The sequence below is a fragment of the Bradyrhizobium sp. B097 genome (assembly GCF_038957035.1).
In the GTDB taxonomy this organism is placed as follows: domain Bacteria; phylum Pseudomonadota; class Alphaproteobacteria; order Rhizobiales; family Xanthobacteraceae; genus Bradyrhizobium.
In genome coordinates, this window is the sequence record NZ_CP152412.1 from 5829100 (window position 1) to 5843130 (window position 14031).

Below are 14031 nucleotides of genomic sequence, written 5' to 3' on the forward strand. Positions count from 1 at the left end.
GTTAAGCATTGAAGTTCCCGCGAACGCGTGCCACATCTTAACTGCGGTCACGCGCGGACCGTATCCCTGCGAGGGAGGATGAACTGCAAAACCAGTCCCCGCCGATGCCTGACTTCAAGGCGTTATTCGAGGCGGCGCCCGGCCTCTATCTGGTGCTGACGCAGCCTGACTTCAGCATCGTGGCAGTAAGCGACGCCTATCTGCGCGCCACCAAGACCGAGCGCGCCGCGATCCTTGGGCGCGGGCTGTTCGACGTATTTCCCGATAATCCGGACGATCCGGCCGCCGACGGGGTGCGCAACCTGCGCGCCTCGCTGGAACGTGTGGTCCAGTTCCGCCGCCCCGATACCATGTCGGTGCAGAAATACGATATCCGCAAGCCCGAGTCGGAGGGCGGCGGATTCGAGGAGCGCTACTGGAGCCCGCGCAATACGCCGGTGTTCGGGCCGAGCGGACAGTTCAGTTACATCATCCATCGGGTGGAAGACGTCACCGGCTTCATTCAGCTAAAGCAGCGCGGCGCCGAGCAGGACAAGCTGACCGACCGGCTGCGCGAGCGCACCGAGCAGATGGAAGCTGAAATCTTCATGCGCGCCCGCGAGGTCGAGGCCGCGCGGGAGCAGCTCGAAGCCGAGCAGAAGCTGCGCCAGGTGCAGAAGATGGAGGCCGTCGGGCACCTCACCGGCGGCATCGCCCACGACTTCAACAACATCCTGACCGTCATCACCGGCCTGATCGACATCCTCGCCGAGGCCGTCGAGCACGACGCCGCGCTGTCGTCGGTGACAAAAATGATCAGCGATGCCGCCTTTCGCGGCGCCGAGGTGACCAAGCATCTGCTCGCCTTCTCGCGCCAGCAGCCGCTACAGCCGCGTGAAGCCAACCTCAACACGCTGGTGCAGGACACCGCGCGGCTGCTGCGCCCCTCGCTCGGCGAGCAGATCGAGATCGATACCGCGCTCGAGCCCGACGCCTGGCCGGCTTTCATCGACCCCAACCACATGGCGACCGCGCTGCTCAATCTCGCCGTCAATGCCCGCGATGCGATGCCCGACGGCGGCAAGCTGATGCTGGAGACCAGCAACGTCATCCTCGACGAGGTTTATGCCGCCGCCAATCTCGACGTGCGGGCGGGTGAATATGTGATGGTCGCGGTCAGCGACACCGGCGGCGGAATCCCGGAGGGGATCCGCGAAAAGGTGTTCGAGCCGTTCTTCACCACCAAGGATACCGGCAAGGGCACCGGCCTCGGGCTGAGCATGGTCTACGGCTTCATCAAGCAGTCTGACGGACATCTCAAGATTTATTCCGAAGAGGGCCACGGCACATCGATCAAGCTCTATCTGCCGCGCAGCATGGGCGACATGGTCGACGTCGAGCCGCCTCCTCCGGTCGACATGCGTGGCGGCCACGAATCCATCCTGGTCGTCGAGGACGATCCGCTGGTCCGCAATTACGTCAGCGCCCAGCTCGAGCAGCTTGGCTACCGCACCATGGTCACCGCCAACGGCCCGGAAGCATTGGCCGCGGTCGAGAAGGGCTTCGTCTGCGACGTGCTGTTCACCGACGTCATCATGTCCGGCGGCATGAACGGCCGGCAGGTGGCCGATGCCGTGATCGCCAAGCTGCCCTCGGTGCGCGTGCTGTTCACCTCGGGCTATACCGAGGACGCGATCATCCATCACGGCCGTCTCGACCCGGACGTCACGCTATTGCCCAAGCCCTACCGCAAGGCCGATCTCGCCCGGATGATCCGGCAGGTGCTGACGCAGCCTCCCGCATCGGTGGTGGCGGCCAAGTAACGCGGCTTTGTAGCGCGGCTTGCTCAGGGACCAAAGCTCGAGCGGCTCTGGATTTTCCAGGCGCCGCCGAGCAGGCTCAGCACATAGAGGGAATCGTAGATCCCGATGACCGATCCGTCCTCGCGGTAGCGCGTATAGCGGACGGCGTAATGCGCCTTGGTCGGCGACGACTGCACGAGCTTGGTCTCGTTCCAGGCGCTGTGATGCCAGCCATCCTGTTTGCGCAACCGCTCGAACAGGTCCATCGGATTGTTGCCGGGCTGCTGATAGACCGTGACCACGCCGCCGGCGATCCGCACATGCGGGAAGTGCATCAGTGCGTCCATGGCGGACGCGTCATAGCGATTGAGCGCCGCCATCCAGCGCGTCAGCACATCCTCGCATTTGGCCTGGTCGTCGCGCGCGATCTGCGCCTCGACGGTATACGTCGCGGCCGGCTCCGGCATCACGCGCCTCCACTTTGCTTGTTGATCCGGTCGGCCGGCACGGCGCATCCGGACAGGAACAGCGCGGCACAAGCCTTGGCGCGCGCGGCCATCTCGCTGTGCACCGGCGCGGGCTTGTGCCCGAACATGACATCGCGCTGCGGCTTGAACACGAGCATGCCGAGCAGCATGCCCGCTGCGGCTTCGGTGTCATCGAGCACGATCCGCCCTCGCCGCTGCTGGATGCCGAGCCAATTCGCCAGCGCGGCGATCGAGCGCTGCATGGCCTTTTCGTAAAACGTCTCGGCGATGTCAGGGAATTTGTCGCTCTCGGCCAGGATGATCCGTTGCAGCGCGATGACCTCGGCATCGAGAACGAGCTCGGCGCAGGTCAGCAGCGCGGCCTCCAGGGCCGCCGCAACATTGCGGCCGTCGCAGGCGCCGAGATTCACGATGGACACGAACCGGTCCACCCGGTCGGTCACCATGCCTTCGAACAGCGCCAGCTTGGTCGGGATCAAACGATAGAGCGTCTTGGTGGAAACGCCGGCGCGGCAGGCGACGTCGGCGATGCTGGCCGCGGCGAAGCCGCGCTCCGAGAACTCACGGCGCGCGGCCTCATAGATCAGCGCGCGCGTCTCGTCGTCGGAACGAAGCTGCGGCCGCCCGCGGCCGCGCCGTTCCGGCGCCGGCGCCGGCGCCGGCGCGGTCTGCTCTGTCTGGTCTTTGTCATTCCGGTTCATCCGCGAGCCATGCTTTTAGATGATGACTGTCATTCTATTGACAGTCCCAATATGGGCTCTATTTTGGAAAACATCAAGTTTCCTAATTATCCCGGGCCGCCGAAATTCAAATTCATACGGTTTCCCAGCGGGATAGAACGATCAGGAGCGCCTGCCATGAGCCAGCACGAAACGTCCTTCAAGGCCGAGAGCCAGGTTCCGGCCGAGACCGCCAAGCAGTTGATCGCAAATCCGGAGGCGGCCAAGCCCCCCGCCGCCAAGGGCAAGCTTCGCCGCCTGCTCATGACCGGCGCGGCCCTCGCCCTGCTGGCGGGTGGCGCCTGGTATGGCTGGGATTACTGGACGGTCGGCCGCTTTCAGGTCTCGACCGACGACGCCTATGTGAAGGCCGACAACACCACGATCGCACCGAAAGTGTCCGGCTATCTCAGTGCGGTGCTGGTCGGCGACAACGAGCATGTGCGCGCCGGCCAGATCCTGGCGCGGATCGACGAGCGCGATTTCAAGGTCGCGCTGGACCAGGCCAAGGCCGACGTCGCCGCCGCCGAAGCCGCGATCACGAGCAAGCGCGCCCAGCTCGACGTGCAGCACTCGGTGATCGAAGCGGCGCGCGCAACGCTCGCCGTGGATACCGCGAACCAGACCTTCGCCGAGCAGGAGAACAAGCGTTACACCGACCTCGCCGGCACCGGCTACGGCAGTGTGCAGAACGCGCAGCAGGCGCAGTCGCGCTATGCCAGCGCGCAGGCCGCCATCGCCCGCGACACCGCAAACCTCGCCTCCGCGGAGCGCCAGGTGGAACTGCTCAAGGCTGACATCGCCCAGGCCGTCGCGGCGCAGGCACGGGCGACCGCGCTCCAGCATCAGGCCGAGTTGAACCTCGGCTACACCACCATCATCGCGCCGATCGACGGTGTGGTCGGCAACCGCACCCTGCGCACCGGCCAGTTCGTCCAGGCCGGCACGCAACTGATGTCGCTGGTGCCGGCCACCGGCGCCTACGTGATCGCGAACTACAAGGAGACGCAGCTCACCAATGTCCGCAAGGGCCAGCCGGTCGAGATCGAGGTCGACATGTTCCCCGGTCAGGTCGTACGCGGCCATGTCGACAGCCTCGCGCCGGCGAGCGGCCAGGAGTTCGCGCTGCTGCCGCCGGACAACGCCACCGGCAACTTCACCAAGGTGGTGCAGCGCATCCCGGTGAAGATCGTGCTCGACGCAACCAATGTCGACCTGCGGCCGGGCATGTCGGTGATCCCCTCCATCGCGACGCTGTCGCATCCCGCCGAGGAAACTCCGCGCTCCAGCGCCTCTCCCAAGCTCGCTGTCGCCTCTTTCAAATAGGTGATGTCATGTCCGACCTCGCGCTCTCCTCCCCGGCTGCTGCGCCTCGCGCAGTAGCCGCAGCAGTCGACCCCAACCGTGCCAGCATGGCCGTCTGGATTTCCATCGTCGCCGCGATGATCGGCGCCTTCATGGCGATCCTCAACATCCAGATCACCAACGCCTCGCTGCTCAACATCGAGGGCGGCATCGGCACCGGCGTCGACAACGGCTCCTGGATCTCGACGTCCTATCTGATCGGCGAGATCGTGGTCATCCCGCTGACCGACTTTCTCAGCCGGGTGTTCTCGTTCCGCAAGATCATCATTGGCTTCGCCACCCTGTTTGCGATCTTCTCGGTCGCCTGTGCCTTCACCCACGACCTGCCGTCGATGATCGCGATGCGCGGCCTGCAGGGCTTCTTCGGCGGCGTGCTGATCCCGATGGCCTTCACGCTTGTATTCACGAAGCTGCCGAAGGTGCAGCAGCCGATCGGTCTTGCGATGTTCGCGCTCGCCGTGACGTTTGCGCCGGCGATCGGCCCGACCATCGGCGGCTACCTGACCGAGAATTACGGCTGGCAGACCATCTTCTTCGTCAACGTGATTCCGACCGCGGTGATGGTCGTCACCCTTTCTCTCACCCTGGAACGCCAGCCGATGCAGCTGCATCTGCTGCGCGAGGGCGACTGGCTCGGCATCGCCACGATGGCAATCGGCCTCGCATCGCTGCAGGCCGTGCTCGAGGAAGGCAACAAGGACGACTGGTTCGGCTCGCCCTTCATCGTCAAGCTTGCGGTGATCGCAGCCGTCAGCCTGACCTTGTTCGTCTGGATCGAGCTCGTCGTCGAGAAGCCGCTGCTCCGGCTGCGGCTCCTGACTCAGCGCAGCTTCGGCTTCGGCACCATCTCGGCGGTGTTCGTCGGCTTCGCGCTGTTCGGCTCGGTTTACCTGCTGCCGGCCTATCTCGGCCAGGTGCAGCGCTACAATGCCGAGCAGATCGGCCAGGTGCTGGCCTGGACCGGCCTGCCGCAGCTGATCCTGATCCCGCTGGTGCCGAAGCTGATGCAGCGCTACGACCCGCGCTTCATCGCCTTCACCGGCATGATCCTGTTCGCGATCTCCTCCTTCATGAACATCCAGATGTCCCTCGACTATTCCGGCGACCAGTTCTTCTATCCGAACATCGTTCGCGCCGTCGGCCAGGCGATTACGCTGGCACCGTTGTCCGCCATCAGCCTCGGCAGCGTTGCGCCGCAGGATGCACCTGCGGCCTCCGGCATCTCCAACATGATGCGCAACCTCGGCGGCGCGATCGGCACGGCGCTGCTCAGCACCATCGTCACCAAGCGCGAGCAGTTCCACTCCAACATCATCGGCCAGTCCGTGCATCTGGGCCGCGAGGAGGTGCGCACCCGGATCGCCGAGGTCACCAACTACTTCCTCAGCCACGGCATCTCCGACCCCGCCACCGCACACAGCCAGGCAATCGTGGCGATCGGCAATATTGTGAAGCGCCAGGCGCTGGTGCTCGGCTTCAGCGACGCTTTCGCGGTCATCGGCGTGGTGCTGGTGCTTGCCGCGATCGCGATCGTGCTGACCGGCAAGCCGAAGAATGTCGCCGGCGGCGGCGCGGCGCATTGATCTCTCGGGGCGGCGGCCGCAGGCCGTCGCCCTCCCCTAACTCGCCTCGCGCAGCTTGAAGCGTTGGATCTTCCCGGTCTGGGTCTTCGGCAGCGCTTCGACAAAAGCGATCGCGCGGGGATATTTGTACGGCGCGATCGTCGCCTTGACGTGATCCTGCAGCAGCCTGACCTCGACATCGTCGCTGCGCGCGCCCTGCTTCAGCACGATGAAGGCCGAGACGATCTGTCCTCGCTCCTCGTCAGGCGCGCCGATGACAGCGCATTCCGCGACATCGGGATGTCCGAGCAGCGCGGCCTCGACCTCGGGACCAGCGATGTTGTAGCCCGCCGAGATGATCATGTCGTCGGCGCGCGCCACGAATGACAGCCGGCCATTCTCGTCGCTGACGAAGGCATCGCCGGTGATGTTCCAGCCATCGCGGACATATTTGGTCTGCCTGGAGTCGGCGAGATAGCGGCAGCCGGTCGGGCCGCGAACCGCCAGCTTGCCGACCTGCCCCGGCGGCAACTCGTTCATGTCCTCGTCGACGATCCTGGCCTGGTAGCCGGTAACAGGCGTACCGGTGGTGCCGGCGACGGCGCTGCCGGCGCGGTTGGTGATGAAGATGTGCAGCAGCTCCGTGCTGCCGATGCCGTCGAGGATCGGCTTGCCGGTCTTCTTCGTCCAGCTCTCGAACACCGGCGCCGGCAGCGTTTCGCCGGCCGAGACCGCGAGCCGCAACGACGACAGATCGGCTCCCTTGTCCATCGCGGCCATCATCGCCCGATAGGCGGTCGGCGCGGTGAAGCAGATCGTCGCCTTGTAGGTCTCGATGATCCGGATCATCTCGCTCGGCGCCGCATTCTCAAGTAGCGTCGCGGTGGCGCCATAGCGCAGCGGGAAGATCGCGAGCCCGCCAAGGCCAAACGTAAACGCGAGCGGCGGCGAGCCGACGAACACGTCGTCCGGCGTCACCTTGAGCACTTCCCTGGCATAGCCGTCCGCGACGATCAGAAGGTCGCGGTGGAAATGCATCGTCGCCTTCGGTTCACCTGTGGTGCCCGACGTGAAGCCGAGCAGCGCAACGTCGTCGCGGCCGGTCTTCACCGCATCGAACTTGACCGGCTTGTTCAGCGCGATCCGATCGAGCTCGGCATCGTGGTTTTGCGTGCCGTCGAAATTGACCACCTGCTTGAGGAATTTGCTGGTCTTGGCGCAGGCCACCAGCTCATCCGCGATGCGGCTGTCAGTCAGCGCCAGCGCAATCTCGGCCTTGTCGACGATCTTGGCCAACTCGCCGGCGCGCAACATCGGCATCGTGTTGACGACAACAGCGCCAGCCTTGGTCGCCGCGAGCCAGGCCGCGACCAGCGCCGGGTTGTTTCCCGAGCGGATCAGGACGCGATTGCCGGGCTTGACGCCGTAATTCTCCACCAGCGCATGCGCCAGGCGGTTCGACCAGTCGGTCAATTCCTTGTAGGTGCGCTGGCGGCCGTTGCCGATCAGCGCGATGCGATCGCCCATGCCCTGCTCGACGATGCGGTCGGTCAGTTCGACCGCGGCGTTGAGATAATCGGGATAGCTGAATTCGGGCCGATCGAGCAGCAGCTGCGGCCATTGCGCCGACGGCGGCAGGTTGCGCCGCGCGAAATCGTCGACATGCCCGGATGGGCCGAGCCCGGGAAATTCACCTGACATTCGATTGCCCCTCGCTTTCCATCCAGAAAGGCCAAGACCAACATCAATATCGAGGACGCCCGGCAGCGTTCCGATCGCCAATCATTTTATACTTAAAATAATTTGGCGCAAGGGTGGAATCGCGCGGAGATGGCGCGGTCCCGCAAACCTCAGATCTGCGTGAGCTGCTTCAGCCGCGCGACCATCGTCGAGCCCGGGTCGGCGAGCGGTGCGATCGCGGTGAAATGATTGGCATTGGGCACGGTGCCGAACCGCGTCGCCACGCCGGCTCCGCCCCAGACGTCGACGATGGTGCGGCTCTGCCGGTGATATTCGGCGCTCTCGGCGCCGCCAACCACCGCATCGAGCGTGGCGCCTGCGGGCGCTTTCCAGAGCAGCGGGCTCACTGCCCGTGCTGCGTCGCGGTCAAGGCCAAGCGCCTTGTTGATGGAAGTCCCGACCAGCGGATCGAGTTCGAACAGGCCGGAGATCGTGTAAGCAGCCTTGACCAAATTCGCCGGCAGCGACGCATCGTAGGCCTGCCAATCGGTCGCAAGCATGCATGCGGCAAGATGCCCGCCCGCGGAATGCCCCGACATGACCAGCGGCCGGCCGAGCTTCGCCAGTTCGCGTGACGCCGCGCGCATCTCGCCGATGATGTCGCCGACCGTCACATTGGGGCAGAGGTCGTAACTCGGCACCGCGACGCTGATGCCGTGACCATTGAGGCCCCGCGCGCAGTGGCTCGACGACGAGCCATCCAGCGCCTGCCAATAGCCGCCGTGAATGAAGACCACGAGCGGTCCGTCGCGATCGCCCTCAAAGAGATCGATGACGTTGCGGCTGCCGGGACCATAGCTCAGCCGCCGTGGCGGGTGCTGCTCGCGATAGGCCGCCGAGTCCCTCGCCCAGCCGGCCATCAATGCCGGATTTTCCGGCACCCGGGCCCGGTTGTTGTATTCGACTTCGTAATCGATCTCGCTCACGGCTCAAGCTGACCTCGCCTTGGCGGCGCGCTGCGCCGAGCCCTTGGCCTTGGCGAGCAGCCGCATCAGTTCGCGGATATCCTTCGGCGAGAGATCGCCGAAGATATCGGCGATCCATTTCTCGTGCTCGGCCGCCATCTTGCGGAACTCGGCGCGGCCAAGCTTGGTCAGCCGGATGAACTGCACGCGGCGGTCGGTCTCCGAGGTGCGGCGATCGAGATGGCCTGACTCGACCAGCCGCTCGACCAGGCCGGTGACGTTGCCGTTCGACACCATCATCCGCTTCGACAGGTCCGACAGCGTCATGCCGTCGGACACCTTGTCGAGCTGGGCCATCAGGTCGAAGCGCGGCAGCGTAACGTCGAACTTCTCACGCAGCCGGCTGCGCACCTCGCCTTCGATCAGCGTGGTGCAGGTCAAGAGACGCAGCCACAGCCTGAGCTCGGTGCCGTGATCGTCGGGCAGTTCGACGGCTTTGGTTTCGGAATCGAGGATCATGCGGCGATCGTGCCTCCGCGGCGGGTTTCGGTCGGACTGATTGCTTTCAGCTTCAAGCAATTCGTCGCGCCCCGCAAGGACAAATGCGAATCCCGCCCAATACGCGCGGCCGATCCCGCAATTTCTTTAAACTTCAAGCAATTGGCGCGCCGCTTGCATGTGCAGCGCCTGCTTGGTGCGCGGCGGATCGCCCTGACGCAATGCCACATCGCTTGCAGCGGTCGCGCGCGTCAGACTAAGCTGAGGCCAAACGGGCTGAAGCCGAAACATCAAGTCAGTGGTTGGGGGAGAGACATGAAACAATTGACGAGGCTCGTGGGATTGACGGCGCTGCTGGGTATCGCGGTGACCCCAGCTATCGCGCAGGAAAAGATCAAGATCGGCGTGCTGGTGACGACCTCGGGACCGGCCGCGGCGCTTGGTCAGCAGGTCCGCGACGGCTTTGCGCTCGCGATCAAGGATCTCGGCGGCAAGATGGCCGGCCGCGAGGTCGAGATCGTCAACGCCGACGACGAGCTGAAGCCCGACGGCGCCGTGGTCAAGGTGCGCGGCCTGCTCGAGCGCGACAAGGTCGACTTCGTGGTCGGCCCGATCTTCTCCAACATCCTGCAGGCGATCCACCGCCCGGTCACCGAGAGCAAGACCTTCCTGATCAGCCCGAATGCCGGCCCCTCCAGCTACGCCGGCAAGGAGTGCAACCCGTTCTTCTACGTGACGTCGTACCAGAACGATCAGGTGCACGAGGTCCTCGGCAAGGTGGCGCAGGACCGCGGCTACAAGCGCGTCTATCTGCTGGTGCCGAACTATCAGGCCGGCCGCGATTCCGTCGCCGGCTTCAAGCTGGACTACAAGGGCGAGATCGTCGAGGAATCCTACACGCCGCTCAACACGCTGGATTTCCAGCCCGAACTTTCCAAGATCGGCTCGCTGAAGCCGGACGCGCTGTTCACGTTCATGCCGGGCGGCATGGGCGTCAACCTCGTGAAGCAGTACAAGCAGGCCGGCGCCACCGTGCCGGTGCTCTCCGCCTTTACCGTCGACGAATCGACTTTGCCCGCGCAGCAGGACGCCGCCGTCGGCATGTTCGGCGGTGCGAACTGGGCGCCGAACCTTGACAATCCCCAGAGCAAGAAGTTCGTGGCGGCCTATGAGGCGGCCTACAACGGCGTGCCCGGCACCTACGCGATGCAGGCCTATGACGCGGCGCTGTTGATCGACAGCGCGGTCAAGGCCGTGAAGGGCGACCTCTCCAACAAGGACGCGGTCGCGGCCGCGCTGAAGAAGGCCGACTTCACCTCGCTGCGCGGTAACTTCAAATTCAACAACAACGGCTATCCGATCCAGGATTTCTACCTCACCAAGGTCGCGAAGCGGCCGGACGGCAAATTCCAGACCGAGATCGTCGAAAAGGTGTTTTCGAATTATGGCGACCGCTACGCCAAGGACTGCGCGGCCAAGTAGCTCACGCGAAGCGTTTTCGAGCGAAGTGGATACCGGTTCGCGCGAAGAAAACGCGCAAAATGGAACCATGGAGGAAGTACAAACATGAAAGACGAGATCGCCGGCATCACCCGCGCCAATGAGGGCATTCAGGGCATTTCCTGGAGCATCCTCGGCCAGACCTATGTGCCGAAGAGCCGCACCGAGCATTCCTTCTCCTGGCACGCCACCTTCCCGCCGGGCACCTTCGTCCCGCCGCACATCCATCCCGACCAGGACGAGTACCTCTACATCCTCGAGGGCAAGCTCGACTTCATGCTCGACGGCGCCGATGAAGCGGCAACACCCGGCGATCTGGTACGCCTGCCGGCCGGCAAGCCGCACGGCATCTTCAACAAGTCGCAGCAGCCGGCCAAGACGCTGTTCTGGGTGTCGCCGACCCGCAGGCTGTACGACCTGTTCTGGGCGATCCACAACATGAAGGAACAGAACCCGGACGACGTGGTGCGGCTCGCCGCCGAGCACAACATCCACTTCCTCCCGCCGCCTCCGGCTTAAACGCGCAGGCCTCAATCCCGTCATCCTGAGGAGCGCGTAGCGCGTCTCGAAGGATGCACGGCCCGGCTGGTGGCCGTCGACCCTTCGAGACGCCGCTTCGCGGCTCCTCAGGGTGACGGATCGGGTGTTGCGCGCCTCGTCATCACGAGGGGCTGTAGCCTCGGGACTCGTGCGGTCTCCGTCCGACTTCCCTACTGCCGCGCCACCACGCGCGCGGCAAAGCCGGCCTTCGCGGCATAGCCGCGCACGATCGCCTCGCGCGCCTCGTAGTTGAGGATGGTGTCGACGTCGGTAAAGCCCTGCGGCGCGAGCTGCTCGACGGCGTCGATCACGCCCTCCGGCCCGCCGCGGCGGTTGGAGGCGACGATGTCGGCGGTCATCGGCAGCCGCTGCCGCTCATAAGCCGCCAGCGCCTGTCGCGGATGCTCCGACCGCGCCAGCATGTCGGCGAGGCAGCGCGCATCGAGAATGGCCTGCGATGCGCCGTTCGAGCCGACCGGATACATTGGGTGCGCGGCGTCGCCGAGCAGCGTGACGCGGCCGCTCGACCAATAGGGCAGCGGATCGCGGTCGCAGCACGGATACTCCCAGAACTCCGGCGTCGCGTTGATCAGGCCGGCGAAGTCGACCTGCGGGATCGTGAAACCAGTGACATAGGGCATCATCTCGTCGCGCCGGCCGAGATTGGACCAGCCCTCGCGCCGCGGCGGCGGCGAAGAGCCGTCGCCGATCCGCACCAGCACCGCCCAATTGGTGAGCCGGCTTGCCGGGCTCGATCCCGGCGCGATCGGATAGATCACGGCCTTAGCGTTGAGCCCGCCGGCGATGATCATCGAACGTCCGGTCAGAAAGGCCGGCCAATCGGTGGCGCCGCGCCACAGCATCAGCCCGTTCCAGCAGGGCCCGCCCTCATCCGGAAACAGCGTCTGCCGTACCTTGGAGTGGATGCCGTCGGCGCCGATCAGGATGTCGCCGCGCGCAGTGTGCACATGGCTGCCGCTGCGATCGAAGAAGTAGGCGGACACACCGCCCTCGTCCTGTGTGAAGGAGCCGAGCCGGCAACCGGTGCGGATCGCATCCGCGCCAAGCCGGTCGATGACGGCCTGATGGATCACGCTTTGCAGGCGGCCACGATGAACGGAGAATTGCGGCACGTCGTGGCCGGCATCAAGCCCGCGCTTCTCGTGCCAAACCTGCTGGCCGTGCCGCGTCAGATAGAACAGCTCAAAGGTGCGGATCGCGACCTCGTCGAGCTTGTCAAGCAGGCCAAGCCCCGCCAGCTCGCGGATCGCATGCGGCAACGTGTTAATGCCGACGCCGAGCTCGCGGATCGTCTCCGACTGCTCGTACAGCTCGCAACTGATGCCGCGCGAGCGCAGCATCAGCGCAGTGGTGAGGCCTCCGATTCCGCCTCCGACGATAATCGCCTTCATCGTCCCTTACTCCACTCACAACAGGACGTTTTACGCTTTCGCCTAGGGTCGCACGGCCCTTTGTCCGGCCGCAAGCGGCTTTGTCGCCCAGGACTTGGACCGGCCTGCGATGATTGAGCTTAGGCTTAACATTGGCTCAGCGGACTCCAATCTATCCCCGTCACCCTGAGGCGCGAGCGCAGCGAGCCTCGAAGGGTCGACGGCCAACGGCCGGGCCGTGCATCCTTCGAGGCTCGCTCCGCTCGCACCTCAGGATGACGGAACTGGCAGGAGCGCGCTCCCGTCAATCCGGCACCACGGCGATCGCCTGGATTTCCACCTTGGCGCGGTCCTCGATCAGGCCCGCAACCTGGATCGCGGTCATCGCCGGAAAGCGCCGGCCGATCACGTCGCGATAGACGGCGCCGATCTCCTTCAGCCGCGCGGAATATTCCTTGCGATCGAGCAAGAACCAGGTCATCGACACGATGTGCTCGGGACCGGCCCCGCCGGCGGCGGCCACCGCGACGATGTTGCGCAGGGTCTGGCCGATCTGCGCCACGAGATCGTCGCTCTCGAACACGCATTGCCCGTTCCAGCCGATCTGGCCGGCAATGAATATCTGCTTGCCTCGTGCGGCCACGCCGTTGGCGTAACCGATCGGCTTCGCCCACCCTTCCGGTTGCAGGATCTCGATCATCTCAATTGCCCTCGAAGGCGGGTTTCTGCTTGGCGGCGAAGGCCTCGAAGGCGCGGCGGAAATCGCCGGTCACCATGCAGATCGCCTGCGCCTGCGCCTCGGACTCGATCATCTCGTCGACGCCCATCGCCCATTCCTGGTTGAACATCGTTTTCGTCACGCCATGTGCGAACCACGGTCCATCCGCAAGCGAACGCGCGAGGTCCTGCGCGGTGGCGGCGAGCTCGGCCGGCGGCACCAGGCGGTTGTGAAAGCCCCACGCAAAGCCTTCGTCGGCACTCATCGCGCGGCCGGTGTAGAGCAGATCGGCGGCACGGCCCTGCCCGATCACGCGCGGCAACAATCCGCACGCCCCCATATCGGCGCCGGCGAGGCCGACGCGGGTGAACAGGAATGCGGTCTTGGCCTGCGGCGTCGCCAGCCGCAGGTCGGACGCCAGCGCCAGCATCGCGCCGGCCCCGGCGCAGATGCCGTCGATCGCGGCCACGATGATCTGCGGGCATTTGCGCATCGCGCGCACCACCTCACCGGTCATCCGGGTGAAGGCGAGCAGGTCCGGCATCGCCATCCGCGTCAGCGGCTCGATGATCTCGAACACGTCACCGCCGGAGCAGAAATTGCCCTCGGCGCCGGTCAGCACGATGGTGCGAACGTCAGAAGCATATTTCAGGTTGGTGAAGAGATCGCGCAGCTCCTCGTAGGACTCGAAGGTCAGCGGGTTCTTCTTGTCCGGCCGGTTCAGCGTGATCGTCGCGACGCGCCCGCTCGCATCCGCCTGCCAGCGGAAGTGCTTTGCAGGATAATCCCTGAACGGACGCAGCTTTGCTTTCATCTCGGACATG

At 65.0% G+C, this 14031-nt stretch carries 13 protein-coding genes; 5 read left to right on the forward strand and 8 right to left on the reverse strand.

The window, feature by feature from the left end:
- Positions 1-104 precede the first annotated feature (104 nt).
- The gene (locus tag AAFG07_RS27290) at positions 105-1802 is read left to right on the forward strand and encodes an ATP-binding protein (protein WP_342722914.1); all 1698 of its coding nucleotides are present in this window, start codon (positions 105-107) and stop codon (positions 1800-1802) included.
- Between the two features lie 23 nt (positions 1803-1825).
- On the opposite strand, the gene AAFG07_RS27295 is transcribed toward AAFG07_RS27290, so the two are convergent.
- Together AAFG07_RS27295 and AAFG07_RS27300 are read right to left on the reverse strand one after the other, a co-directional pair.
- On the reverse strand, positions 1826-2248 hold the full coding sequence (locus AAFG07_RS27295; protein WP_342722915.1) for a hypothetical protein: 423 nt from the start codon (positions 2246-2248) through the stop codon (positions 1826-1828).
- Positions 2248-2970: a TetR/AcrR family transcriptional regulator gene (locus AAFG07_RS27300; protein WP_342722916.1), complete on the reverse strand. Its 723-nt coding sequence runs from the start codon at positions 2968-2970 to the stop codon at positions 2248-2250. Before AAFG07_RS27300 ends, AAFG07_RS27295 begins: the two co-directional genes overlap by 1 nt.
- A gap of 156 nt (positions 2971-3126) precedes the next feature.
- Here AAFG07_RS27300 and AAFG07_RS27305 point away from each other — a divergent pair, with 156 nt between their 5' ends.
- Both AAFG07_RS27305 and AAFG07_RS27310 read left to right on the forward strand, forming a co-directional pair.
- Positions 3127-4314: an HlyD family secretion protein gene (locus tag AAFG07_RS27305; RefSeq protein WP_212310932.1), complete on the forward strand. Its 1188-nt coding sequence runs from the start codon at positions 3127-3129 to the stop codon at positions 4312-4314.
- A gap of 86 nt (positions 4315-4400) precedes the next feature.
- Positions 4401-5936 carry a DHA2 family efflux MFS transporter permease subunit gene (locus AAFG07_RS27310; protein ID WP_342729256.1) on the forward strand — a complete coding sequence of 512 codons (1536 nt, stop codon included), beginning with the start codon at positions 4401-4403 and terminating at the stop codon, positions 5934-5936.
- A 36-nt stretch (positions 5937-5972) separates the two neighbouring features.
- Here the strand turns inward: AAFG07_RS27310 and AAFG07_RS27315 are convergent, their stop codons facing one another.
- From AAFG07_RS27315 to AAFG07_RS27325, 3 genes are all read right to left on the reverse strand, one after another.
- Positions 5973-7616 carry a benzoate-CoA ligase family protein gene (locus tag AAFG07_RS27315; RefSeq protein ID WP_342722917.1) on the reverse strand — a complete coding sequence of 548 codons (1644 nt, stop codon included), beginning with the start codon at positions 7614-7616 and terminating at the stop codon, positions 5973-5975.
- Between the two features lie 149 nt (positions 7617-7765).
- Entirely contained in the window at positions 7766-8581 is an 816-nt protein-coding gene (locus AAFG07_RS27320; protein WP_342722918.1) for an alpha/beta hydrolase, read from the reverse strand.
- A 3-nt stretch (positions 8582-8584) separates the two neighbouring features.
- A complete protein-coding gene (locus tag AAFG07_RS27325; RefSeq protein WP_342722919.1) occupies positions 8585-9079 on the reverse strand; it encodes a MarR family transcriptional regulator in 495 nt (164 codons plus the stop codon).
- 294 nt (positions 9080-9373) lie between these two features.
- Here AAFG07_RS27325 and AAFG07_RS27330 point away from each other — a divergent pair, with 294 nt between their 5' ends.
- Complete coding sequence (locus AAFG07_RS27330) at positions 9374-10540, forward strand: ABC transporter substrate-binding protein (protein ID WP_342722920.1); 1167 nt, start codon at positions 9374-9376, stop codon at positions 10538-10540.
- Between the two features lie 84 nt (positions 10541-10624).
- Positions 10625-11077, forward strand: a complete 453-nt coding sequence (locus AAFG07_RS27335) for a cupin domain-containing protein (RefSeq protein WP_342722921.1) — start codon at positions 10625-10627, stop codon at positions 11075-11077.
- Between the two features lie 191 nt (positions 11078-11268).
- Here the strand turns inward: AAFG07_RS27335 and AAFG07_RS27340 are convergent, their stop codons facing one another.
- The 3 genes from AAFG07_RS27340 to AAFG07_RS27350 form a co-directional block, all read right to left on the reverse strand.
- Positions 11269-12510 (reverse strand): flavin-dependent oxidoreductase, encoded by a 1242-nt coding sequence (locus AAFG07_RS27340; protein WP_342722922.1) that lies wholly within the window; start codon positions 12508-12510, stop codon positions 11269-11271.
- A gap of 283 nt (positions 12511-12793) precedes the next feature.
- Positions 12794-13189, reverse strand: a complete 396-nt coding sequence (locus AAFG07_RS27345) for a RidA family protein (protein WP_342722923.1) — start codon at positions 13187-13189, stop codon at positions 12794-12796.
- A 1-nt stretch (position 13190) separates the two neighbouring features.
- Positions 13191-14030, reverse strand: a complete 840-nt coding sequence (locus tag AAFG07_RS27350) for an enoyl-CoA hydratase family protein (protein WP_342722924.1) — start codon at positions 14028-14030, stop codon at positions 13191-13193.
- Position 14031 lies beyond the last annotated feature (1 nt).

What these genes read in the sequence shown, in the direction of transcription:
- AAFG07_RS27350 (WP_342722924.1), bottom strand. Translation starts at nt 14,030, where the DNA reads ATGTCCGAGATGAAAGCAAAGCTGCGTCCGTTCAGGGATTATCCTGCA.
- AAFG07_RS27345 (WP_342722923.1), bottom strand. Translation starts at nt 13,189, where the DNA reads ATGATCGAGATCCTGCAACCGGAAGGGTGGGCGAAGCCGATCGGTTAC.
- AAFG07_RS27290 (WP_342722914.1), top strand. Translation starts at nt 105, where the DNA reads ATGCCTGACTTCAAGGCGTTATTCGAGGCGGCGCCCGGCCTCTATCTG.
- AAFG07_RS27310 (WP_342729256.1), top strand. Translation starts at nt 4,401, where the DNA reads ATGGCCGTCTGGATTTCCATCGTCGCCGCGATGATCGGCGCCTTCATG.
- AAFG07_RS27330 (WP_342722920.1), top strand. Translation starts at nt 9,374, where the DNA reads ATGAAACAATTGACGAGGCTCGTGGGATTGACGGCGCTGCTGGGTATC.
- AAFG07_RS27300 (WP_342722916.1), bottom strand. Translation starts at nt 2,970, where the DNA reads ATGAACCGGAATGACAAAGACCAGACAGAGCAGACCGCGCCGGCGCCG.
- AAFG07_RS27335 (WP_342722921.1), top strand. Translation starts at nt 10,625, where the DNA reads ATGAAAGACGAGATCGCCGGCATCACCCGCGCCAATGAGGGCATTCAG.
- AAFG07_RS27325 (WP_342722919.1), bottom strand. Translation starts at nt 9,079, where the DNA reads ATGATCCTCGATTCCGAAACCAAAGCCGTCGAACTGCCCGACGATCAC.
- AAFG07_RS27340 (WP_342722922.1), bottom strand. Translation starts at nt 12,510, where the DNA reads ATGAAGGCGATTATCGTCGGAGGCGGAATCGGAGGCCTCACCACTGCG.
- AAFG07_RS27305 (WP_212310932.1), top strand. Translation starts at nt 3,127, where the DNA reads ATGAGCCAGCACGAAACGTCCTTCAAGGCCGAGAGCCAGGTTCCGGCC.
- AAFG07_RS27295 (WP_342722915.1), bottom strand. Translation starts at nt 2,248, where the DNA reads ATGCCGGAGCCGGCCGCGACGTATACCGTCGAGGCGCAGATCGCGCGC.
- AAFG07_RS27315 (WP_342722917.1), bottom strand. Translation starts at nt 7,616, where the DNA reads ATGTCAGGTGAATTTCCCGGGCTCGGCCCATCCGGGCATGTCGACGAT.